This is a genomic window from Methylobacillus draconifructus, assembly GCF_045984385.1.
In the GTDB taxonomy this organism is placed as follows: domain Bacteria; phylum Pseudomonadota; class Gammaproteobacteria; order Burkholderiales; family Methylophilaceae; genus Methylobacillus; species Methylobacillus flagellatus_A.
In genome coordinates, this window is record NZ_JBJQIJ010000002.1 from 263,626 (window position 1) to 286,612 (window position 22,987).

17 protein-coding genes are annotated in these 22,987 nt (G+C 59.5%); 9 read left to right on the forward strand and 8 right to left on the reverse strand.

Annotated elements, in window-relative coordinates; all coding sequences use genetic code 11:
• Window positions 1-249: 249 nt before the first annotated feature.
• The 6 genes from ACKF11_RS05085 to ACKF11_RS05110 all read left to right on the forward strand — a co-directional run bounded on the left by ACKF11_RS05085 (window position 250) and on the right by ACKF11_RS05110 (window position 9,222).
• On the forward strand, window positions 250-2,409 hold the full coding sequence (locus tag ACKF11_RS05085; RefSeq protein WP_407996200.1) for an adenosylcobalamin-dependent ribonucleoside-diphosphate reductase: 2,160 nt from the start codon (window positions 250-252) through the stop codon (window positions 2,407-2,409).
• Window positions 2,410-2,480: 71 nt separating this feature from the next.
• Window positions 2,481-3,194 (forward strand): TSCPD domain-containing protein, encoded by a 714-nt coding sequence (locus ACKF11_RS05090; RefSeq protein WP_407996201.1) that lies wholly within the window; start codon window positions 2,481-2,483, stop codon window positions 3,192-3,194.
• A gap of 637 nt (window positions 3,195-3,831) precedes the next feature.
• Window positions 3,832-4,488, forward strand: a complete 657-nt coding sequence (locus tag ACKF11_RS05095) for a pyridoxamine 5'-phosphate oxidase family protein (protein WP_407993555.1) — start codon at window positions 3,832-3,834, stop codon at window positions 4,486-4,488.
• 124 nt (window positions 4,489-4,612) lie between these two features.
• On the forward strand, window positions 4,613-5,590 hold the full coding sequence (locus ACKF11_RS05100) for an ABC transporter permease (protein ID WP_407996202.1): 978 nt from the start codon (window positions 4,613-4,615) through the stop codon (window positions 5,588-5,590).
• A gap of 26 nt (window positions 5,591-5,616) precedes the next feature.
• Window positions 5,617-6,624, forward strand: a complete 1,008-nt coding sequence (locus ACKF11_RS05105; protein WP_407996203.1) for a sugar ABC transporter substrate-binding protein — start codon at window positions 5,617-5,619, stop codon at window positions 6,622-6,624.
• Between the two features lie 45 nt (window positions 6,625-6,669).
• The gene (locus ACKF11_RS05110) at window positions 6,670-9,222 is read left to right on the forward strand and encodes an ATP-binding cassette domain-containing protein (RefSeq protein ID WP_407996204.1); all 2,553 of its coding nucleotides are present in this window, start codon (window positions 6,670-6,672) and stop codon (window positions 9,220-9,222) included.
• Between the two features lie 21 nt (window positions 9,223-9,243).
• On the opposite strand, the gene ACKF11_RS05115 is transcribed toward ACKF11_RS05110, so the two are convergent.
• Complete coding sequence (locus ACKF11_RS05115) at window positions 9,244-9,900, reverse strand: pyridoxamine 5'-phosphate oxidase family protein (RefSeq protein WP_407996205.1); 657 nt, start codon at window positions 9,898-9,900, stop codon at window positions 9,244-9,246.
• Window positions 9,901-10,060: 160 nt separating this feature from the next.
• On the opposite strand from ACKF11_RS05115, the gene ACKF11_RS05120 reads away from it, so the two are divergent.
• Window positions 10,061-10,879, forward strand: a complete 819-nt coding sequence (locus ACKF11_RS05120) for an IclR family transcriptional regulator (protein ID WP_309565821.1) — start codon at window positions 10,061-10,063, stop codon at window positions 10,877-10,879.
• Between the two features lie 172 nt (window positions 10,880-11,051).
• Here the strand turns inward: ACKF11_RS05120 and ACKF11_RS05125 are convergent, their stop codons facing one another.
• From ACKF11_RS05125 to ACKF11_RS05135, 3 genes are all read right to left on the reverse strand, one after another.
• Window positions 11,052-14,177 (reverse strand): efflux RND transporter permease subunit, encoded by a 3,126-nt coding sequence (locus ACKF11_RS05125; RefSeq protein WP_407996206.1) that lies wholly within the window; start codon window positions 14,175-14,177, stop codon window positions 11,052-11,054.
• 11 nt (window positions 14,178-14,188) lie between these two features.
• Window positions 14,189-15,382, reverse strand: a complete 1,194-nt coding sequence (locus tag ACKF11_RS05130; RefSeq protein WP_407996207.1) for an efflux RND transporter periplasmic adaptor subunit — start codon at window positions 15,380-15,382, stop codon at window positions 14,189-14,191.
• 323 nt (window positions 15,383-15,705) lie between these two features.
• Window positions 15,706-16,044, reverse strand: a complete 339-nt coding sequence (locus ACKF11_RS05135) for a hypothetical protein (RefSeq protein ID WP_407996208.1) — start codon at window positions 16,042-16,044, stop codon at window positions 15,706-15,708.
• Window positions 16,045-16,250: 206 nt separating this feature from the next.
• Here ACKF11_RS05135 and ACKF11_RS05140 point away from each other — a divergent pair, with 206 nt between their 5' ends.
• Window positions 16,251-16,577, forward strand: a complete 327-nt coding sequence (locus tag ACKF11_RS05140) for a hypothetical protein (protein ID WP_309565825.1) — start codon at window positions 16,251-16,253, stop codon at window positions 16,575-16,577.
• 207 nt (window positions 16,578-16,784) lie between these two features.
• Here the strand turns inward: ACKF11_RS05140 and ACKF11_RS05145 are convergent, their stop codons facing one another.
• Window positions 16,785-17,675, reverse strand: coding sequence for a LysR family transcriptional regulator (locus ACKF11_RS05145; protein WP_407996209.1), 891 nt, complete (start codon window positions 17,673-17,675; stop codon window positions 16,785-16,787).
• Window positions 17,676-17,780: 105 nt separating this feature from the next.
• Here ACKF11_RS05145 and metE point away from each other — a divergent pair, with 105 nt between their 5' ends.
• Window positions 17,781-20,066 (forward strand): 5-methyltetrahydropteroyltriglutamate--homocysteine S-methyltransferase, encoded by a 2,286-nt coding sequence (gene metE, locus ACKF11_RS05150; RefSeq protein ID WP_407996210.1) that lies wholly within the window; start codon window positions 17,781-17,783, stop codon window positions 20,064-20,066.
• A 106-nt stretch (window positions 20,067-20,172) separates the two neighbouring features.
• Here the strand turns inward: metE and ACKF11_RS05155 are convergent, their stop codons facing one another.
• The 3 genes from ACKF11_RS05155 to ACKF11_RS05165 form a co-directional block, all read right to left on the reverse strand.
• Window positions 20,173-21,171 carry a catalase family peroxidase gene (locus tag ACKF11_RS05155; RefSeq protein ID WP_407996211.1) on the reverse strand — a complete coding sequence of 333 codons (999 nt, stop codon included), beginning with the start codon at window positions 21,169-21,171 and terminating at the stop codon, window positions 20,173-20,175.
• A gap of 174 nt (window positions 21,172-21,345) precedes the next feature.
• On the reverse strand, window positions 21,346-21,969 hold the full coding sequence (gene ycaC / locus ACKF11_RS05160; protein ID WP_407996212.1) for an isochorismate family cysteine hydrolase YcaC: 624 nt from the start codon (window positions 21,967-21,969) through the stop codon (window positions 21,346-21,348).
• A gap of 42 nt (window positions 21,970-22,011) precedes the next feature.
• Window positions 22,012-22,878: a pirin family protein gene (locus ACKF11_RS05165; protein WP_407996213.1), complete on the reverse strand. Its 867-nt coding sequence runs from the start codon at window positions 22,876-22,878 to the stop codon at window positions 22,012-22,014.
• Between the last annotated feature and the right edge of the window lie 109 nt (window positions 22,879-22,987).

A 22,987-nucleotide genomic window follows, 5' to 3' on the forward strand; every position in this document is an offset into this window, starting at 1 on the left:
GCAAAATAAAGCGAAGCAAGGACTCACCCCGCGCCAAGACGCTGCAGGTAAAAGGCATTCGTCCAGCCCGCCCCTTTCCGATGCATGTCCATTCGCTCATGCACCAAAAAACACCCTTGACCAACACAATAAAATGACATAACTTTCCATTCACTCACTATATGTTGTGGTCGGCGGATATTCCGCAACATTTAAGCGGGTATTCAAAAAAACAGCGAATTCAGCCAGAAAACTAGAGAGGATCCCCCCATGCTCAAGGCCGTGAAAACTGCTAAACCCGCAACTCAGGAGGCCGACGTGCCAGAAGTCCCGATGCAGTCCGTTTCCCTGGACATCTGGGACAAGAAGTACCGCCTGAAAACCAAGCAGGGCAGTTTCATCGACCAGGACATGGACGACACCTACAAGCGCGTGGCGCGCGCATTGGCGGATGTGGAGGAGACCGAGGAAAAGCGCGGCCTGTGGTTCGAGAAGTTCCTCTGGGCGTTGCGCCGCGGCGCGATTCCCGCCGGGCGCATCACTTCCAATGCGGGCGCGCAGGAGCACAAGCCCGCCACCAGCACCATCAACTGCACCGTCTCCGGCATCGTCGAGGACAGCATGGACGGCATCCTGGAGAAAGTGCACGAGGCCGGCCTGACCTTGAAGGCCGGCTGCGGCATCGGTTATGAATTCTCCACCCTGCGTCCCAAGGGCGCTTTCGTCGCCGGCGCGGGCGCCTACACCAGCGGCCCGCTCTCGTTCATGGATATCTACGACAAGATGTGCTTCACCGTCTCGTCCGCCGGCGGCCGCCGCGGCGCGCAGATGGCGACCTTCGACATCTCGCACCCCGACGTGACCGATTTCATCAAGGCCAAGCGCGAGGCGGGACGGCTACGCCAGTTCAACCTTTCCACCTTGATCACCAAGGAATTCATGGAAGCGGTGAAGGCCGACGCGGAATGGAAGCTCGCCTTCCCCGTCACGGCGAAGGAAGCCGAGCAGGACGGACTCGACGTCGACAATGAAGAAGCCGTGGTCTGGCGCGAATGGCCGGTCAAGGACAAGTACCTCACGCGCGAATCCGACGGCAAGGTAGCCTGCCGCGTCTACAAGACCATCAAGGCGCAGCGCCTGTGGGACGTGATCATGTCTTCCACCTACGATTTCGCCGAACCCGGCTTCATCCTCATCGACCGCGTCAACGAGATGAACAACAACTGGTACTGCGAGAACATCCGCGCCACCAACCCCTGCGGCGAGCAGCCCCTGCCGCCTTACGGCGCCTGCCTGCTCGGCTCGGTCAATCTAACCAAGTTCGTGCGCCAGCCGTTCACCGACAACGCCTATTTCGATTGGGACGAATACCGCGAAGTCGTCGCCATCTTCACCCGCATGCTCGACAACGTCGTCGAAATCAACGGCCTGCCGTTGCAGCAGCAGCGCGACGAGATCGCCCGCAAGCGCCGCCACGGCATGGGCTACCTGGGGCTGGGCTCCACGCTCACCATGCTCAGGATGAAATATGGCGAGGCCGACTCGCTGCAGTTCACCGAGGAAGTCACCAAGGTCATGGCCGAGGTCGGCTGGGAAGTCGGCGTGGAACTCGCCGAGGAAAAAGGCGCCGCACCGATCATGGAGGAAGAATTCGAGATCACCGCCGACCTGTTGTCCAAGCGTCCGGAAATGGCGAAAGACGGCATCAAGCTCGGCGACAAGATCAAGGGCAAGGTGCTCATGGGCCTCTACAGCCGCTACATGCAGCAATTCCCGGAAAAACTGCGCAAGCAGATCGCCAAGACCGGCTCGCGCTTCAGCCACCACAGCTCGATCGCGCCGACCGGCACCATCTCGCTCAGCCTGGCCAACAACGCCAGCAACGGCATCGAGCCGTCGTTCGCCCACCACTACAGCCGCAACGTCATCCGCGAAGGCAAAAAATCCAAGGAAAAGGTCGACGTGTTCTCCTACGAACTGCTCGCCTACCGCGAACTGGTCAATCCGGACGCGATGCCGTTCTCCGACAAGGTTGAAGAGCAATTGCCGGAATACTTCCTGGATTCCTCTACCATCGCCGCGAAGGCCCATGTGGACATCCAGGCCGCCGCGCAGAAATGGATCGACAGCTCCATTTCCAAGACCATCAACGTGCCAACCGATTACGACTTCAACGACTTCAAGGACATCTACCTCTACGCCTATGAGAAGGGCCTCAAGGGCTGCACCACCTTCCGCTTCAATCCCGAAGCCTTCCAGGGCGTGCTGGTGACCGAGAAGGACCTCGAGAACACCACCTACAAGTTCACCCTGGACGACGGTACCGTGATCGAGGCCAAGGGCAACGAGGAAATCGAGTACGACGGCGAAATCCACACCGCCGCCAACCTCTACGACGCCCTCAAGGAAGGCTACTACGGCAAGTTCTAAACAATATCGCAGGCAACCGGATTAAGAGTCCGTTTGTCTGTCCCAGTGACGCACGCGCACAGGAGACGAACATGGCAATCAAGATCGACAAGAAAATCACCGGTTACAACGTCATTACCGAAGAAGACAAGCTCAAGGCGGAACAAGCCGCCGCCGAGCAAAAGGCGCACGAGCAGAAACTCGCCGAAATCGTCCAGCTGGGCGAACCGCTCAGCCGCCCGGAAATGCTCATCGGCAACACCTACAAGATCAAGACCCCGGTGACCGAGCACGCCCTCTACATCACCATCAACGACATCGTCATGAACGAAGGCACACCGCAGGAACACCGCCGCCCGTTCGAGATCTTCATCAACTCCAAGAACATGGAGCACTTCCAGTGGATCGTCGCGCTCACGCGCGTCATGTCAGCTACCTTCCGCAAGGGCGGCGACATCACCTTCCTGGTGGAAGAGCTCAAGAGCGTGTTCGAGCCCAGCGGCGGCTACTTCAAGAAGGGCGGGAAATACATCCCCAGCCTGGTCGCCGAGATCGGCGAGGTGCTGGAACAACACCTCTATCAGATCGGCATGCTGAAGAAATCCGGCCCCGACGAACACCAGCAGAAACTCATCAACGAAAAGCGCGCCGAGTACATGGAAAAACACGCCAAACCAGGCGCTGAAACCAATGCCGAAGGCTTCCCGCCCGGCGCGCAACTTTGCAATAAGTGCCAAACAAAGGCCGCCATCGTCATGGACGGATGCCTGACATGCCTCAATTGCGGAGACAGCAAATGCGGTTAAGGCAAAGCCCGCAAATGCGGGCTTTTTGTTGATTTACATCTAAAACCGCATATTTTTATAACTCTTTAATTTTCTGCAATACAGTTGGATGGATGAACGCTGAAACGTTTCATTCCAGCTTTCTTAAATCCAAAATGAATTATCAAAACTCGTGCGCTTTTCGTGCTGGCGATCATTGCAGTAGCCATATTCCGACTTTAGATCAGCCATGTTAACCATGTTGTACGGAAGCAACATTGAGAAGTTTTATGGCAACAAAAATAGATAACTCAACACTCGATAGCGTCAGACCTAAGCCAGGCAGCTTGGGATAGCAGGGCAGCAGTCTCGCAAGTATCCTTTAGCCAGAAAAGTATTCTGGCAGCTCAAGGTCACTCAGCAGCCCCAAGCCCCTTTTGGTTCCCAATTCGTATCTTCTTCGGCCCACCATAGAAATTCTGTCCGAATATCGGACAGGTTATTCAGCCACTTCCATTGACCCTGTCCTGTAATTCTTTATCCTCACGTTACCGAAGAGAAACTTCATAACTTGCCTATATGCACGGAACGGGACCGGACGGCATGCATCTGGCAAGGGGCAGGCTGATGAAGCCGAGCGGCATGAAGCGAGGATATCAATATGGGTAGCAGCCACCACCTGGACAGTTTGTACGGCGAACAGCATCTGGCGCTGCAAGAAGACTTCGAGACCCTGAAGCTGGCCGCCGCAGTGCACAGCAACATCGTCAGCCAGAAAATCGAGGAAATGCATAAACCATTCATAGAGAGCAGGGACATGTTCTTCCTGAGCACGGTGGACCACCGCGGCTACCCGACCTGCTCCTATAAAGGCGGCGACCGCGGCTTCATCAAGGTGCTGGACGAGAAGACGCTGGCTTTCCCCAGCTATGACGGCAACGGCATGTTCCTCTCCACGGGCAACATCAAGCGCAACCGCCAGGTAGGCATGCTGCTGATCGACTTCGAAGTTCCGCACCGCATCCGCATCCATGGCAAAGCCAGCATAGACCGCGACGACCCGCTCCTGGCCGAGTATGCCGGCAGCGAGCTGGTGGTGCGGGTGGAGATCACCGAGCTCTTCGTCAATTGCTCGCGCTATATCCACCGCTTCAAGCGCGTGGCGGACTCCGACTACATACCGCGCCACGGCGCCGAAACCAGGCTGCCCGAATGGAAGCGCATCGACAACCTGCAGGAATCGTTACCCCAGCGCGACAAGCATATCGCCGAGGCATTGGGCGGCACTATTACGCCGGATGAGTACGAGGTATTGGTCAGGACAGGCAAGGCCTAATTTTCATCGGGCATTGCGATCATGTTCAATTACCTCTGCAAAGGCATGTGTACTGTCCTTCATCGGCGGCTTCGTGGAAGTCGTCAGATTTTCCGTTCTGTCTGGTTGAATGAATAACACGAACATGAAGTCCTTCCTTAGAACCCGCATCATAAGCCAGGAAACCGCCGTATTGCTGACGGCGCTCCTGCTGGCGCTTTTGTTCGCCATGACCCTGGACGCCTTCGCCACCTGGGGCAACATGATGACCCTGCTACGCAGCGTGTCGGTGCTCGGCATACTGGCGCTCGGCATGATCCCGGTCGTCATCGTGCGCGGCATCGACCTCTCGCAGGTAGGCATCAGCATGGTGTCGTCGGCCATCGTGGTGAAGGGCATCGTCCTGGGATTCCCCTTGCCGCTATGCCTGCTGGCCGGGTTGGCATTGGCCCTGGCGATGGGCGCGATCAACAGCCTGCTGGTGGACCGCCTGCAGATTCCCGTGCTGTTCGTCACCTTGACCACCGTCTTCATCTTCGTCGGCCTAGCCAGGATTACCGTGCTGCCCTCGATGATCATCAACCTGCCTCCGGAAAAGCTGGAATTGACCGTGCTCTCGATGAACTGGCACGGCGTGCCGGTACCCATGCTGGTATTTGCCGCCTGCGCCCTCCTCATGCATCTGTTCCTGGCGCACACCACGCCCGGCCGCTTCCTCTATGCTTATGGAGACAATGCCGAGACTGCCAGGCTCTACGGCATGCCCATCCGCTCCATCCTGTTCATGGCCTACATGAGCTCGGCGCTGCTGGCCTTCGTGGCGGGCGTGCTCATGGTGTCGGGCACGGCCATCGTCGACCTCAAGACCGTAAGCTCCACGCTGATCTTCGACGTGATCCTGGTGGTGATCATCGGGGGCGCCAGCTTCTCGGGCGCGCGCGGCAGCGTGGCGAGCGTGCTGGCCGGATTGCTGCTCATGGGGGTGCTGCTCAACGCCATGACCATCATGGACATCAACAGCCAGTTGCAGAACATGATCAAGGGCACGGTGCTGCTTGCCGTGCTCATCGTAGACAAATGCCTGAACCCGCTGGACGAGGAATCCGCCCGGCAAAGTATTTGACCAGTTTGACAAAGAGGAGATGATTCATGAAAACCAAAAAAAACAACCCATTACGCAAGCTACTGCTCGGCGGCATGATGCTTTCGCTGACGGCGGGAACAGCGGCTTACGCCACGCCGCGGGACCAGATGCGGCTCGATTTCGACAAGGCGGTCAAGGGCAAGACCGTGGCATGGGTGCCGATCACCCTCGGCAACCCGATAGGCGACATGTGGACCGCCGCCATGCGGCAGAACTTCGAGAAGTACGGCGTCAAGTTCCTGGTGCGCGACCCCAACTTCAGCACCAGTGCCCAGTTGCAGGCGGTCACCAACCTCATCAACCAGAAGCCGGACGTGCTGATCGTCCAGAACGCCAATGTCACGCTGCTGACCAAGGAATTGAAGCGCGCCATGGACAACGGCATTTACGTGGTGCAGGTCAACCTGCTTTCCAACCAGCCGACCGATGCCTATGTGGGCGTGGATTACGTCGATGTCGGGCGCCAGATCGCCAGGGACATCGTCAAGGAATGCGGCGGCGGCAAGTCCTCCGGCAAGGTCGCCTTCGTGCAGGGCGAGGCCACGGCCACGGACAGCATAGACCAGCTCAAGGGCCTCATGGAAGTGTTCAAGCAGGACAAGAGCATCAAGCTGGTCTCCACCCAGTCTGCCAAGTGGGACAGCAACCTGGCCAACCAGATCACGGCCACCACCTTGCAGCAGCACCCCGACCTGTGCGCCACTTACGGTTCCTGGGGCATCATGCAGCAGGGCGCGGCCCAGGCCGTGAAGACCGCGGGCCTGCAAGGCAAGGTCAAGGTATACGCTTCCAGCGACGGCCCGCGTTCGGATTGCGACCTGGTCGAGCAGAAGCTCTTCCACAAGATCCTGTCTTTCCGCGCCGACGTTCAGGGCGAGCAGGTGTCGAACGCCGTGATCAGCCTGCTGCAAAGCGGCAACAAGCCCGGCAGCAAGCATATGACTATCCTTTCCAATAATTACTGGGTCACCGGCAAGCAGGAGCGCAACTATTGCTACGACCTGCCGAAATAAGCTCCTTGTACGGAAGGGCCGTGATCGGACGTGCAAGGACGGAGCATGCGTAAACCGGGCTGGATGAAACATGCCGACCCTGGCGCCTGGGCGCTGGCGGTTGCAGTGTTGGCCTTGTTCGGCGTGTTTGCCGCCTTGCTGCCGCACTACGCGAGCGCGATGAACGTCGAGCAATTGCTGCGGGATTACGCCGAGCCCGCGCTGATTGTCGCAGGCATGGCCATCGTCATCATCGCAGGGGGGATAGACCTTTCCGTGGGCGCGGTATTCGCGGTCGCCAACTTCACGGCGATTTTCCTGCTCAAGCTGCACGGCGTGCCGCTGGAAGCCGCGATTCCCCTGACTCTGGCCGTCGGCCTCCTGATTGGCCTGACCAACGGCCTGCTCATCGGCTATGTCAGGACGCCGCCCTTCCTGACCACCCTGGCCATGCTGCTGATCTTGCGCGCAGGTTACGAGTGGGTGTCGGATGCCTACGCCATGGACCTGGTGGATGCCTCTCACGAGAGCGAGGCCTGGGACTTCATCGGCAGCGGCGCGCTTGCGGGCATTCCGGTCAACATGCTGGTGCTGGCGGCGTGCGGCCTGCTGGCGCACCTGCTGCTGACACGAAGCCGGTGGGGCACCTACCTTGCCGCTGTAGGAGCCAGCAACAAGGCCGCGCGCCATGCGGGCATCCGCGTCAACCGGGTCGTCCTGCTGTCGTATGCCTGCAGCGGCCTGTTGGCGGCATTGGCGGGCATCCTGTATGCCGCGCGCCAGAACAGTACGGGCACCGATACCGGCATCGGCATGGAGCTCATGGCCATCACCGCCTGCGTACTTGGCGGCATCAGTCTTTCCGGCGGCAAGGGCTCCATCATGCGCGCCCTGCTCGGCACGGCCTTCATCTTCCTGCTCATCAACGGCCTGATCCGCTTCAATATCAGCGGCAGTTTGTCCGCCACGCTGACCGGCATCGTGCTACTGGGCGCGATTGCTGTCATGGGAAGGGCCAGGCAGGAAAAAGTGCTGGCCGCGCTGCCCGGCGCCGGCGTGCCCAGGCCGCTGGACGTGCCCTTGGATGCTGCATCCGGCCATGCAGCTGCCGGGATGCCGAGCAGCCGCGCCTGCGTGGTGAGCCTGCACGATATCGGCAAGCAATACGGCGGGCAGCATGCCTTACGGCATGTCAGCCTGGAGCTTTACCCGGGCGAGATCATGGCGCTGCTGGGGGAGAACGGCGCGGGCAAGTCCACATTGTGCAAGATCCTGGCCGGGGCGGTCATGCCGAGCAGCGGACAATTATCGGTCCGGCACTCGCCCATGACGTTCCGCACCCCTGCCGACAGTATCCAGGCGGGAATCGCGATGATCTACCAGGAGAGCAGCCTGATCGAGCATATGACGGTCGCGCAAAACATCATGCTTGGCCAGGAGCCCTGGCTTTACCCTACGCATGACGCCATGGAGCAGGTACGCAGCCTGTTGCGGGAATTCCGGTTGGAGCTCGACCCGGCTACAGAAGTCGCCGACCTCAGCATTGCCCAGAAAAAGCTTGTGGAAACCATGCGGGCCATCCGCCTCCAGGCCAAGGTGATGATATTCGACGAGCCCACGGCCAGCCTCAGCCAGGCCGAGTCAGATTATTTTTATTCCTTGCTGCGCCATCTGCGGCTGCAGGGGGTCGCCATCATATTGATCACGCATGCCCTGGAAGAGGTGCTGGCGGTCGCCGACCAGGTGACTATCCTGCGCGACGGGCGTTGCGTTCTGCAGCGGCAGCCGGTTGGCGGGCTTGATCGCGCCGCCCTGATCCGGCACATGGTGGGGCGGGAGCTTGAGGATAGCTACGCCGTGCCGGCGGCGCATGCGAAGCCCAGCGCCGCTGCGGGCGCCGGGCTGGCGCTGCGCAACCTCAGCCTGCCTGGCCTGGGCGAGGATATCTCGCTGGACTTCCCTCCCCACGGCATCACCGGCATGGCAGGCCTGGTCGGGGCCGGACGGACGGAAATCGCCAGGGCCGCGACGGGCACCTCGCGCGACCAGGCCAAGGTCAAGGGCCAGGTTTTGCTGCGAGGCAGGGAAGTCAGTCTGCGCAACCCCCGAGAGGCTATCGAGAACGGCCTGGTCTACGTCACCGAGAACCGCCATGAAGACGGCTTGTTCGCGACCATGGATGTGGCCGACAACCTCTACCTGGCCTTGCTCTCAACGCGCAAGGGCTGGCGGTTCTGGTATTCACGCCGCGTGGCGCGCGAGTTGGCCGCGGCATGGACGGCCAAGCTCGGCATCAGCGGCCTGCATGCCGAGCAGGCGGTTGCGACCTATTCCGGCGGCAACCAGCAGAAAATCCTCATCGCGCGGGCGCTCATCCTCTCGCCGCAGGCGGTCTTCTTCGACGAACCCACCCACGGCGTGGACATAGGCGCCATCGCGAAGATACATGAGGCGATACGGGAGCTGGCGGCGCAAGGGAAGATCGTCATCCTGATTTCCTCCTACCTGCCCGAGCTCCTCAAGCTGTCGGACCGCATCCTGGTGCTGCGCAAGGGCAAGGTGGCTGGCGAACTGGAACAGGCGAGCCAAGACGACATCCTGGACCTGGCGGCGCACTAGGGCCTGTTAACAGGCCCTAAATCAGGCTTCGCCTTTCTTCACCTTGTCCGCATATTCCTCCTGGCTAATGAGGCCGCCCAACGACTCCGCTATCCCATGGGCGCGTTCGGGCAGTGCGGACTGCAGGTCGTCGATGCGCTTCCACTGGGGTTCCGGCGTCGGCTCTTCGGCGCTGGGCACGTACTTCGAGCGCTCGATGCGCTGGTAACGGTGGATATAGCGCGGGCAATTGGTGAAGATATCCGTGACGTGGACGCGCACGACCACCTCCGCGCCCGCATAGGCGCTTAGCAAGGGATCGTCGAAATCCACCGAGGCGGTGCCGTGGATACGGATGCGGTTGGGGGTCTCGAAATCAATCAGCAGCATGCCGATCTTGTCGTTGGCGATCATGTTGCCTATCGAGAGGAACATGCCGTTGCCGTCGTAGCTGGGAAAGGCCAGCGTCTTCTCGTCCAGCACCCTGATGAAACCTGGGTCGCCGCCCTTGTAGGAACAAGTAGGGTAGCCCCGGTGGTCCAGCGTGGTCAGGAAAAACATATCCCTGCTTTCGATGAACTCGCGATGGGACGCTGTCATGCTCGACGCGACGATGTTCTTGCGTACTGCGTCGGCAAGCCGAGTGGTTTCGAACCGTTCTTGTACATGCCGATGCTGTTTACTATAGAAATCACTCATCTGCACTCTCTCGTTATGTATATCTCAGCCAAGGCTCTCACTCGTGCCTGGCTCGATCGCGGCTTTCAAGCGGCCTGTTGCTGAAAAGTGTTAACATAAACAGACGCCAAGTCAAGTCGGAGCCAGGGGTTCCAAACCGCATCACAATGCGCCAGTGATAATGAAACAAGAGTCCCAATTCCTTTTCAGCAGCATCGACGAATCGTCAGCCAAAGGCAGCCTCAGCCGCGCCGTCATCCTGCTCAAGGTGATCGCGCAGGGGTCCAGCAAAGGCAGCTCCCTGAGCCAGTTGGTCGCAAGGACTGGCTTGCCCCGTCCCACCATCCACCGCACCATGGATATGCTGATGGAAATTGGCTGGGCGTACCGAGATCCAGCCACGCAGCTATATAACCTGGGCCCAAGCCTGGCTGCGCTCGGCTACACAGCCATCAGCCGCCACGCCATCGAACGCATTGCCTCGATATACCTCAACGACTTGGCGCTTACCCTCAAGCAGGTCGTATACCTGGGCGTCCGTACCGGGCTGGATCATACATGCATCGGCCGCTACGAAAGCGAACTGACCATCAAGGAAGGAAAAGGGCGGGCCGGCCTGCGCTATCCGCTCGGGCTGACGCCAAGCTGCATGGCGATCTTGGCCCGCCTCCCGTTGCATGAGATCGAGTCGGTGATCAATCTCAACCTGCCGCGTTACTACCGTATCGAAGGTTTCGATGAACGCGGTTTCCGCAACGCGGTGAAAAAAGCGATCAAGGACGGTTACAGCACCTACGACGGCATCGTGCTTGACCGCTCCATGAGCGGCCTGGGAGTGGCGATCTGCGACCAAACCGGCTACCCGATTGCGGGCATAGGCACTACATTCCCCACCGGGAAACTGGACAAGAACCAATTGAATGCCTGCCTTGCCAAGATGCAGGAATCCGCCCAGCTTATTTCAGGCGTATTGCAGAAATTTCACATGATAGAGTCTTAGCGCCTATTCAATATCTGTTCATGAACATGCCGACAAGCCGCCATCAATACGCTATCGCCAGCCGATTGAGAGACGCGCTCAGATTTTCTCGAACTCGATCGCCAACCAATTATCTTGATGTCTTGCGCCTGTTTAAAGGATGCTCCCCTCCTGCCGGACTGCCCGGCCCGCATCAAGGCTGGACTTCTTCCTTGTGGTTAACGATCCAGTACAGCAAGGGCAGGACCAGCAACGTCAGGATCGTCGAGAACAATATCCCGCCAATGACGACGGTCGCCAATGGGCGTTGCACCTCTGCACCAATGCCGGTCGCTATCGCCATAGGGATGAAGCCCAACGAGGCGACCAATGCAGTCATCAGCACAGGCCGCAAACGCGTGACGACTCCGTCCTCGATGGCATTGAACAGGGGGACTCCGGCCTCGCGGAGGCCACGGATGAAACTGATTAGAACCAGGCCGTTGAGAACGGCAACCCCGCTGAGGGCGATGAACCCCACGCCTGCCGATACCGATAAGGGAATCCCTCGCAACCAGAGCGCCAGGATGCCGCCCGTCAGGGCAAACGGAATACCGGTGAACACAACCAGGCCGTCGCGCATGTTACCGAACATGGCGTACAGGAGCGCCATCACCAGCAGCAAGGCCACAGGAATCACGACGGCAAGGCGCTGGATGGCGGATTGCAACTGCTCAAAGGTACCGCCCCACACCAGCCAGTAAGCGGGCGGCACTTCCACATCCTGTTCTATCTGCCGCTGCGCCTGCTGCACGAACGAGCCGATATCCCGGTCTCTCACGTTGGCAGTGACCACGACCCTGCGCTTGCCGTTCTCGCGGCTGAATTGGTTGGGGCCGGGCGCGATGTCGATGTCGGCAAGCTCGCTGAGCGGCAGGTAGCTCCTCGCCGCAAGATCGGGCAATCGTATCGGCAGGCGCTTGATAGCCTCAATATCGACGCGGATATGCTCCGGCAGCCTGACCATGAGGCCGAAGCGCCTGTCGCCCTGGAACACATACCCGGCGGCCTGCCCGTTGAGTGCGGTCGCCATGGTTTGCTGCACGTCGTCCACATTGACGCCCAGCCTGGCGATTTTTTCGCAGTCGATCTGGATCGTCAGAATGGGCAAGCCGTTGGTTTGCTCAACCTTGACGTCCTCCGCGCCGGGAATCCTGCGCAGCACGCTCGCGATCTGGCCGGCAGTGTTCTGCATCACGCCCATCTCGTCGCCGAAGACCTTGATGGCGACATCGCTGCGTACGCCGGAGATCAGCTCATTGAACCGCATTTGAATCGGCTGGGTGATTTCGTAGTTGCTGCCGGGCACCAGCTCGACCGCATGCTGGATACGCGCAATCAAGGCTGCCTTGCTGAGCCGCGGGTCGGGCCATGCGCTTTTTGGCTTCAACATCACATAGGTATCCGCCGCGCTCGGCGGCATGGGGTCGCTGGCAATCTCCGCCGTGCCGACCTTGGAAAACACCCGCTCCACCTCCTTGAACTGCATGATGGTATGCTCGATTTCGCGCTGCATCGCCATGGACTGGCTCAAGCTGGTGCCAGGCATGCGGACGGATTGCACCAGGATATCGCCCTCGTTCAGATTGGGCATGAACTCGCTGCCCATCCTGCTGGCCATCAGACCGCCCAGAGCGATAGCTAGGGCGGCCGCCGTCAGGACGATAGCCCGGTTGGCTAGCGTCCAACGCAACATGTCCGGGTATCTCTGCTTCATGCCGCTCAAAACACGGCTTTCTTTTTCTTGCACGGAGCCGGTGATGAAGAGCGCGACCGCAGCCGGAATGAAGGTGACCGACAATACCATCGCGGCCAGCAATGCCGTCACCACGGTGAACGCCATGGGGTGGAACATTTTTCCTTCCGTCCCTGTCAGCGCGAATATCGGCAGGTAGACGATCATGATGATCAACTGACCATAGACCAGGGGGCGGCGGGCCTCTTTTGCTGCCGTAAATACCTCCGTGAAGCGCTCTTCCCGCGTAAGCGGACGGCCCAGCCTGGATTGCGCATGCGCCATATGCCGGATGCAGTTTTCGACGATGACGACCGCGCCGTCGATGATGATGCCGAAATCCAGCGCGCCCAGGCTCATCAGATTGGCGCTGACCTTGCTGCCCAGCATGCCGGTAAAGGTCAGCAGCATGGACAAGGGGATGACCAGCATCGTGACGACGGCTGCGCGGATATTGCCGAGGAACGCGAACAGCACGGCCACGACCAGCAATGCGCCTTCAACCAGGTTCTTCCTGACGGTATCGATCGCCTTGTCGATGAGGGCAGTCCGGTCGTAGACGGTTTTCGTGACGATGCCTTTGGGCAGCGTCTTGTTGATCTCCGCCAGACGCTTATCCACCGCCGCAGATACCTCGCGGCTGTTTTCCCCGATCAGCATGAACACGGTGCCGATGACCACTTCCTCGCCGTTTTCGCTGGCGGCGCCGCTGCGCAATTCCTGCCCGAAGCCCACATCGGCGATGTCGCGGATGCGGACAGGCACCCCCTGGCGGGCTGAGACGACGATATTGCCTATCTCATCCAGGTTGCGGACCTGCCCGGGTACGCGGATCAGGTACTGCTCGCCGGATTTCTCGATATAACCCGCGCCTACGTTGGCATTGTTTCTCTGTAGCGCCGAAACGACGTCGGCCATCGACAGCCCATGCGCAACCAGGCGGTCAGGCAACGGGGAAACCTGGTATTGCTTGGCAAAGCCGCCTATCGTGTTGATCTCGTTCACGCCAGCGACATTGCGCAATTGGGGCTTGACCACCCAGTCCTGTATTTCCCTCAAGTCCATCGGGCTATATGGCGTTCCGTCCGCCTTGAGCGCGCCCGGCTCCGCCTCCACCGTCCACATGTAAATCTCGCCGAGGCCGGTGGAAGTCGGCCCCATGGAAGGGGCGATTCCGGGCGGCAGGGATTCCCTGGCATGCTGGATGCGCTCGTTGACCAATTGGCGCGCGAAATAAATATCGACATGCTCCTTGAACACCACGGTCACCTGCGACAGGCCGTAGCGGGAGATGGAGCGTGTCTCCTCAAGCCCGGGGATGCCTGCCATGGCGGTTTCTATCGGGTACGTGATACGCTGTTCCGTTTCCAGCGGGGAATAGCCTGGGGCGGCCGTATTGACCTGCACCTGGACATTGGTGATGTCGGGGACGGCATCAATCGGGAGCTTCAGGTAGCTGTAGCCGCCCATGACGGCCGCCGCCACGGTCAGCAGCATGACGAACCAGCGCTGAGAAACGGCAAATCGAATCAATCTATCAAACATGCTATCAGCCCCTAATGGTCATGCTCGGCACCGGCTTTGCCGATTTCAGCCTTGACGAGATAGCTGTTGCCGGCAGCATAGCGTTCCCCTTGGCGCAGGCCGTCAAGCACCTCCGCATAACGCCCGTCCCTGCGCCCCAGGCTAACCCTGCGTACGTCGAAGGAATCTTCATGGCGCGCAAACACCACCGTTTCGCCCGCCATCGATTGCAATGCCTCGACCGACACGGCCAACGGCACCTCCACCTCCTTCATACTAAGCTCGACATTGATGGGCAAACCGGGCACCCACAAACCCTCCGGGTTCGGCAGCACCACCCGCGCGATGGTGGCCCGTGTATCCGCGCCGACCAGGGAGCCGATATATGACACCACCCCTGGGGCATGACCATCAAACGTAGCCGACTTGATGGTGACCTGCTGCCCTGCCTTGATCGAATTGATGTCCTTGGCATACACGGTAAGCTCGGCCCACACGCTGGAAAGATCGGAAATCATGTAGATCATTTCCGTGCCGTTGAACACCTGGCCGGTGGTGATGGATTTTTCTGTCACAACGCCCGCTATCGGCGCGCGGATTTCATAGCGGGTCAGGTCCCTGCCTTGCAGGCCGGTATTGATCGCGCGCAGTTTCTGCTCGGCCTGGGCCAGGACGATTTCCGCCTCCTCCAATGCCTGCTTGGCAATTAAATAGTTCCGTTCCGCCGAGACATGGGCCTCCCATAGCCGCTGCTCGCGCTCATAAGTGGCCTTGGCAAGCGCCAAGCGCTTTTGCGCTGCGAGAAGCTCGCCCCGTTGATCGGCAAGCGCCTGGCTTGACAGGACGGCGAGCAATTGGCCTTTCCGCACATGGTCCCCGGCATTGGCTGCGACAGACTCGACAATCCCCGGCAGGCGCGAAGTCACATTCACGCTCCTATCCGCATTCAGCTTGATCTGGCCGATGAGGTTCAGGCTGGTCTTGATGATGGCGGGCTTCGCTTCCAGTATCTCGATGCGGCTCAACGACAATTGCCTGTCGGTCATGGAAACATGGTCATTGTGCTCGGCGTGGTCGTGGCCATGCTCGATTTCTGCAGCCTTCCGTGCTGCGGTTACTTCGTCCTCGTCGCGGGGGGAGGGTTGACCGAAATGCAGGATGACCAGCGCCAATAGCGCGGCGATCAATACAATATTGGTGAATAACGAGACTTTTTTTAACGACATGACCACTCCTGATGTCCATTGGCAATGCTGGATATTGGCTTGCCAGATATCCTCCTAGTAGTGGAGGAAAAGAGCGCAGGTTCCGAAGACGTGAGCAAGGTAAAACGAATGACGACATAGGTTGTTCGCATTGAACTCTCCGATAAACATGAAGAATCCAGCGAAAAGATCGCATGATTTATTGCATGGGGAAGTTTTCGCTGGACTTAAAGCTGCTAACAAAACCCAGCGAAACGATTCTGGCTAGGCAGCTCTGCTGCAGACAGTACAACTAAGCACGGCAAGGCAGGGCAACAACGCCAGAAGGGTTGTGTCAGCAACTCTTAGGTTGCGAAGAACCAATTGGGGCGTTCGGGCAGGTCGGGGGATCGGGTTCGGGATATCAAGAAGGATTCGGGAGCAAGCGGCAGCGTCAAATCCGGGCTGACCAATCCATAGTTCAACATCAAGGATTTAACAGTACCGACATGGCAAAAGCCGCATTCGTTATCTGCAACAGAGTTGGCATTGCTCTGGTCCATGGAAATTGCCGCGGCCTGGATGGAGCCTTGCGCCGAGCCTGAAGCAGAAAGCTTGGCGGAAACCAACGGGTAAAGATCATGCTCGCAATACTGGGCCACTGCCGCACCAGAGGATTCCAGCAGGAAGACGAACACGAGCATTTTGATAAAGATTCTTATCATGGCGGTAGTGTACATGAAATGCCGGGATTTGCATGGAGCGGGAAAGTCTTTCCAGGCATTGCTTTCCCCTTCCAATTGAGAGGCCATTCAATCTGATATGCAATTCATCACGGATTCTGAATCTGTTACTTTTTCACCATTTTTCAGATAATGGCGGCTGATACCCAAATCGAAAGCGCCAGATCATGCCCATCCTGGATATTCAAGCCATCAACAAGCGTGATCAATTGATCACCCTCGACACCGGCACTGTGTTGAGTATCTCCGTCGAACAGATTTACAGGGTGAATTTCTACATGAATGGCCTGATCGTCGGCCACCTGTGGTTTGAATCTCTGTCATCCCAGAACAACCTTGAAATCAACCCGGTTTACAAAGTGCGTGAAGAATCGTTCGGACATCCCGCCCTGACCGGCGATGCCAGCGAGTTACGCGAGGCCGGTATCGCGCTATACCGTGCGTACACCAACGGCAAGATATTGAGGGACAAGGAAAACCAGGTCGTGCATTAACCGTCCCCGCCTGACTGTTTGCCTCGACGCTTCGGCACGGATACTCCTTGCGCAGTCCATACGCCTTGAGCGGGTAATGTTGCGGTTGTAGAAAAAAGGTGTAATCCATGCTTCCTCGCCGCTGCATGGGGCCGCTTATGAATGCAGCAGCGCTTTGTTGTGCCGTTTGGACGATGGCAAAGGGTTGCGCTTGAAATTGCGCATGGTCTACTGTTTATCCCGCGCCTGTGCCAGCTCGACGAAGGCCTTGACGTAATCGATGTGCGTATCGGCCTCGCGGATGCCTAAGAAAATCTGCTTGGCGATGCCGTCCCTGCCCAGGCGCACCGGCGTCACGTCGAACTTGGCCTGGTATTCATTGACCAGCCAGCGCGGCAACGCCGCCACCCCGCGCCCGCTCGCGACCATCTGCAGCATGATGTCGGTGGTCTCGATCGGCTTGTGGCGCTTGGGGCTGATGCCCGCCGGCAGCATGAACTGGGTATAGATATCCAGCCTGTCGATCTCCACGGGATAGGTGATCAAGGTTTCCTCCGCCAACTGCTCCGGCAGCACGAAACCGGCCTTGCGCAGCCCGTGCCGCGGCCCCACCACCAATACCTGCTCGTAATCGAACACGGGCTGGAAGTGCAGGCCGGGCTTGTAGAGCGGATCCGGCGTCACCAACATGTCGATCTCGTAGCCGAACAATGCGCCGATGCCGCCGAACTGGAATTTCTGCTTCACGTCCACGTCGACATCCGGCCAGGCCGCCAGGTAGGGCGACACCACCTTGAGCAGCCATTGATAGCAGGGATGGCACTCCATGCCAATGCGCAAGGTGCCGCGCTCTCCCTGGGCGAACTGGCGCAGGCGCTCCTCCGCCAGGCTCAGTTGCGGCAGCACGCGGTTGGCCACGGCCAGCAGGTATTGCCCGGCCTGCGTCAGGCGCAGGCTGCGCCCCTCGCGCAACCATATCTCGGTGCCGAGCTGCTGCTCCAGCTTTTTCATGCTGTGGCTCAATGCGGATTGCGTCAGGAACAGCACGTTGGCCGCCGCGGTCAGCGAGCCCTGCCGCTCGACTTCCTGAATGATGGTGAGATGGTTCCTGTCCAGCATAATATATGAATAAAATTCATCAATTCGTGAAATAAAACCATTTTACCTCATGGTTTCATCACTCTAACATGCCATGATCTCAAATTCAAAAGCTGGAGACCCGACATGACCACCATCCACAACCTTGGCTTCCCGCGTATCGGCGCCAAACGCGAATTGAAATTCGCGCTGGAATCGTACTGGAAGGGCGAATCCCCGCGTGACAAGCTGAAAGCGCTGGGCGCCACGCTGCGCAAGCGCCACTGGGACATCCAGTCCGGCCTGGATTTCGCTCCTGTCGGAGACTTCGCCTTCTACGACCAGGTGCTGGACATGAGCTTCACGCTGGGCAACCTGCCCGAGCGCGTCAAGGATTTCCACGGCGACCAGTTGGACAATTACTTCCGCGTCGCGCGCGGCCGCTCGGCGAAATCCGCCGAGGAGCATGCATCATGCTGCGACGGGGTGGCCGCGGGCGAAATGACCAAGTGGTTCGACACCAACTACCATTACATCGTGCCGGAATTCAATGCCGATACCGGATTCAAGCTGGACGCCTCCCGCCTGCTGGAACAACTCGCCGAGGCCAGGGCGCAAGGCGTCAAGGCCAAGCCGGTCATCATCGGACCGGTCACCTACCTGGCGATCGGCAAGGCCAAGGATGACTCCAGCAAGCTCAACCTATTGAGCCGCCTATTACCCGTATATGCTGAATTGCTGGAAGCGTTGGCGGCGCAGGGGGTGGAATGGGTGCAGATCGACGAGCCCATCCTGGTCACCGAGCTTGACGACGCCTGGCAGGACGCTTTCGAGACCGCCTACAGCTATTTCAAGAGCGTCCAGGTCAAGCTGCTGCTGGCGACCTATTTCGGCCAACTGCTGGAAAACCGCGAACTGGTGGCAAGCCTGCCGGTCGCCGGCGTGCATGTCGACGCGATCAATGGCCGTGACGATGTCGCTCCGCTCCTGAAACTGCTTTCCGCGGAAAAGGTATTGTCCCTGGGCGTGATCAACGGCCGCAACATCTGGAAGACCGACCTCAATGCCGTGCTGGACTGGATCGAGCCATTGGCGCAGCAACTGGGCGGCCGCCTGTGGATTGCGCCGTCGTGCTCGCTGCTGCACGTGCCGGTAGACCTCGACAGCGAACAGCGCCTGGATGCGGAAGTGAAATCCTGGCTGGCGTTTGCGGTGCAGAAACTGGATGAGCTCAAGCTGCTGGCGGCAGCCCTGCGCAACGGCCGAGCCTCGGTGAAAGCGGCGCTCGACGCCAACCAGGCCGCAATCGACGCGCGGCGCAACTCGAAGCGGGTGAACAACCCAGCCGTCAAGGCCGCCCTCGGCGAGCTGGATGCCAAGCTCGGCCAGCGCAAGAGCCCTTATGCCCAGCGTGCGGCCAGGCAGGCCGCATCCCTCAAGCTGCCCTTGTACCCGACCACCACCATCGGCTCCTTCCCGCAAACCGCCGACATCCGCCATGCCCGTAGCGAATTCAAAGCCGGGCGCCTGGACGAGGCCGGCTACAAAGCGGCAATGCATAAGGAGATCGAGCGCAGCGTACGCGAGCAGGAGAAGCTGGGCCTGGACGTGCTGGTGCACGGCGAAGCCGAGCGCAACGACATGGTGGAATACTTCGGCGAGCAACTGGAAGGCTATGCATTCAGCCAGTTCGGCTGGGTACAGTCCTACGGCTCCCGCTGCGTCAAGCCGCCCATCCTGTTCGGCGACATCAGCCGCCCGCAGCCGATGACCGTGGAATGGATCAAGTACGCGCAATCGCTGACCAGCAAGCCGATGAAGGGCATGCTCACCGGCCCGGTAACCATCCTCAACTGGTCCTTCGTACGCGACGACCAGCCGCGTTCCGTCAGTTGCTACCAGCTGGCCCTAGCCATCCGCGCGGAAGTGCTGGACCTGGAAAAAGCCGGCGTGCACGTGATCCAGATCGACGAGGCCGCATTGCGCGAGGGACTGCCGCTGCGCAAATCCCAGTGGAAGGAATACCTCGGCTGGGCGGTGGAATCGTTCCGCATCACGGCCAACGGCGTGGGAGACGACACCCAGATCCACACCCATATGTGCTATTCCGAGTTCAACGACATCATTGCCTCGATCGCAGACATGGATGCCGACGTCATCACCATCGAGACTTCGCGCTCGGACATGGAGCTGCTGGATGCGTTCGACGACTTCAAGTATCCGAACGAGATCGGGCCCGGCGTCTACGACATCCACTCGCCCAACATCCCGACGCAGGAGCATATCGTGCAACTGATGAAGAAGGCGGCCGAGCGCATTCCCGCCGAGCGCCTGTGGGTGAACCCCGACTGCGGCTTGAAGACGCGCCAGTGGGCCGAGGTCATCCCCGCGCTCACCAACATGGTGGCGGCAGCGAAAACCTTGCGCGCCTGAAGGCCATAGCCTTTTAGCACCTGTGCACGAAACAGCAGGAGAACGCAACTAAAACTGGACCGGGGTTCACTTCACGAACCCCGGTCCAGTTTTTTTACGTCATCAATCAATGTGCCTGCAAACGGCGGTTGAAGCTGATGCTGTACGCCACAGGGCGAGCATGCAGGATAGGGTCGTCGCTGGCTTCAATGCCGTCCACCAGGTTGAGCGGGCTGAACATCACGGTTTTCTCGAATACCGCGCCATCGGTGCGGAAACGGTCGATCGTCAATGTGCCCAGTTCCACGATGCCACGGCTGTCCGGCCAAACCGCCGTGGCATCGTTCACCTCGTCGCCGGGATCGGCCAGCTGCACGGAGATGCGGTAGCTGTACGCCGCTTGTTGCAGGCGGCGGGGCAGTTCGTGCATCAAGTAGTCCGCATCCACCGCCTTGGCAGCGTCGGCACTCAGGAATTTGGCGCCGCCGATCGGCTCGATGCGGTAGCGCCCGTAGCGCGTTTCTCCCTGGGCGTTGGTGAACTTGAACGCGTTCACGCCAAAGAAAGGCTGCGTGGCGAAGCTTTCCGGCACAGGCTTGGGTGTCGTCACGAACCTGAGCGCAGCGGGATGCTGGCCGAGAAAGGCCTCGATCGGCTTGGGCTGCGCCTGGCTATCGCGCGAAGCCGCGACGGCCTGCAGCAAGCCCAGGAACTCTTCCGGGGTAGCCGCAGGGAAGCCGTTCACCGAGATGCATACCAGGTCCGCGCTGGCCTCGTCCGCCAGTTGGAAGCGGATGGCGATTCCCTTGGGAAAGGCGCTGCCGTCGTTATCCGCGCTATTGGGCGCGCCGGTGGCGTTGGAATAACGCACCACGACCGGGTGCGGCGCGGTGAATATCTCGGCCTTGGTCACCTCCGCAGCACTGGCCGCAGGGGTGAAATGGCCTTCCACGACGATGCCCTTGGCATGGTTGGAGCGAAACCCGGGATGCGGCCCCCCGGCAAGCTCGGTCAGGGTATCCACCAATTGTTCCGCCACCGGCTTGGCAGGCGTCTCGGCAAATACGGTCGGCAGCATATTGAAAAGCAGCGTTATGAACAGCATGGATAGTACGGCAGGTTGCATGATGAAAGCTCCTGATTACGTAAAAAAGCTGGGCTGCAGATTGGTTAGGGCAATCCGATTAGCCTAATATCAATCAACCGCTTATGCAAACTGTCCAGCATGAGCCGCTGGCAGCTGCTACGGCCCTGATCCCCGGCGCCGTGTCCGGCAACCGGGAAACCATTTCGTTTCCGCCTATTTGGCTGTCAAGGTATCGTAGGCAGTGATCAGGTTGCGGTAATCGGGAATGTGGTTGGAAAACAGGGCGCCCAGGCCCGCGATATCGCGGCGCCAGTCGCGGTGCAGCTCGCAGGCCGCGCCGAACCAGGTCATCAATTGCGCGCCGGCCGCCACCATGCGCTCCCAGGCGGCATCGCGCGTCATGGCGTTGAAGGTGCCGGATGCGTCGGTGATCACGAAGACTTCATAGCCTTCTTCCAGTGCCGAGAGGGCAGGGAATGCCACGCACACTTCCGTCACCACGCCAGCGATGATCAACTGCTTCCTTCCCGTCGCCTTGACCGCCTTGACGAAATCCTCGTTATCCCAGGCATTGATCTGGCCCGGGCGCGCAATATACGGCGCGTCCGGGAACAGCTGCTTCAACTCCGGCACCAGCGGGCCGTTGGGCCCGGTCTCGAAACTGGTGGTGAGGATGGTGGGCAGGTTGAAATACTTCGCCGCATCCGCCAGCGCCAGCACATTGTTCTTGAACCTGTCCGGCTCGATGTCCCGCACCAGGGACAATAATCCGGCCTGGTGGTCCACCAGCAATACGGCGGCATTATCGCGGTCCAGGCGTACATAGGGCTTGGTCATGGTTTTCTCCTTTTCATGAATGATGTTGATGTTTCAAGGCGTTCAAACTTTCGTAGTCACGAAACGGCCATTGTTGTAGTCATCAATCGCTTGGTTGATTTCCTCCCAGGAATTCATGACGAAGGGCCCATGGCCAACCACCGGCTCATTCAGCGGCTCGCCGCTCAACAGCAGCAGCACGCTATCCTGCTGCGCCTCCAATACCAGCTCATTGCCTTCTCGCTGCATCACGGCCAGCTCTGCCGGGCGGATGGTATGCACATCGCCCACGCCGATGGCGCCATGCAGGACGAAGATCGCCGTGGTGTGGCCCTCAGGCAGGGCGAACCGTGCCTCGCTGCCGGCACTCAGCCGGACATCCCACACCTGCATGGGACTGAAGGTGCGCGCCGGGCCTTGACTGCCTTGGTACTCGCCCGCAATCACGCGCACCTTGCCCGCATTGTCCGGCAAGGCCGCCTCGGGAATCTGCTCGCTTGTGATGCCCTGGTAGCCCGGCTTGGCCATCTTGTCCTTGGCAGGCAGGTTGACCCAGAGCTGGATCATCTCGAACTCGCCGCCGGTCCTCGCATAGTCGTCGCCGTGGTATTCCTCGTGGACGATGCCGGAGCCTGCCGTCATCCACTGCACGTCGCCCGGGCCGATGGTACCGCCGGCATTGGTGGAGTCATGGTGCGAGACCTGGCCGTCGTAGACGATGGTGACCGTCTCGAACCCGCGGTGCGGATGCTGCCCGACGCCGCGCCGCTTGTCGGTGGGCTCGAAACGCGCAGGGCCGGCGTAATCCATGAGCAGGAACGGGGACATTTCCTCGTGGATGTCGCGGTAGGAAAAAATGTTCTGTACGGGAAAGCCGTCGCCTACCCAATGGCGGCCGTTGCTACGCTTGATGAATGCCAGTTTCTTCATGATGGTTCTCCTGAAGTAAATGTCGATAAGTGGATGTTGATGGGCCTACTATAAGAAGAAGACTTTTACGACACTAGATGGTTAAATATGAAATTACTTTTCAATTAAT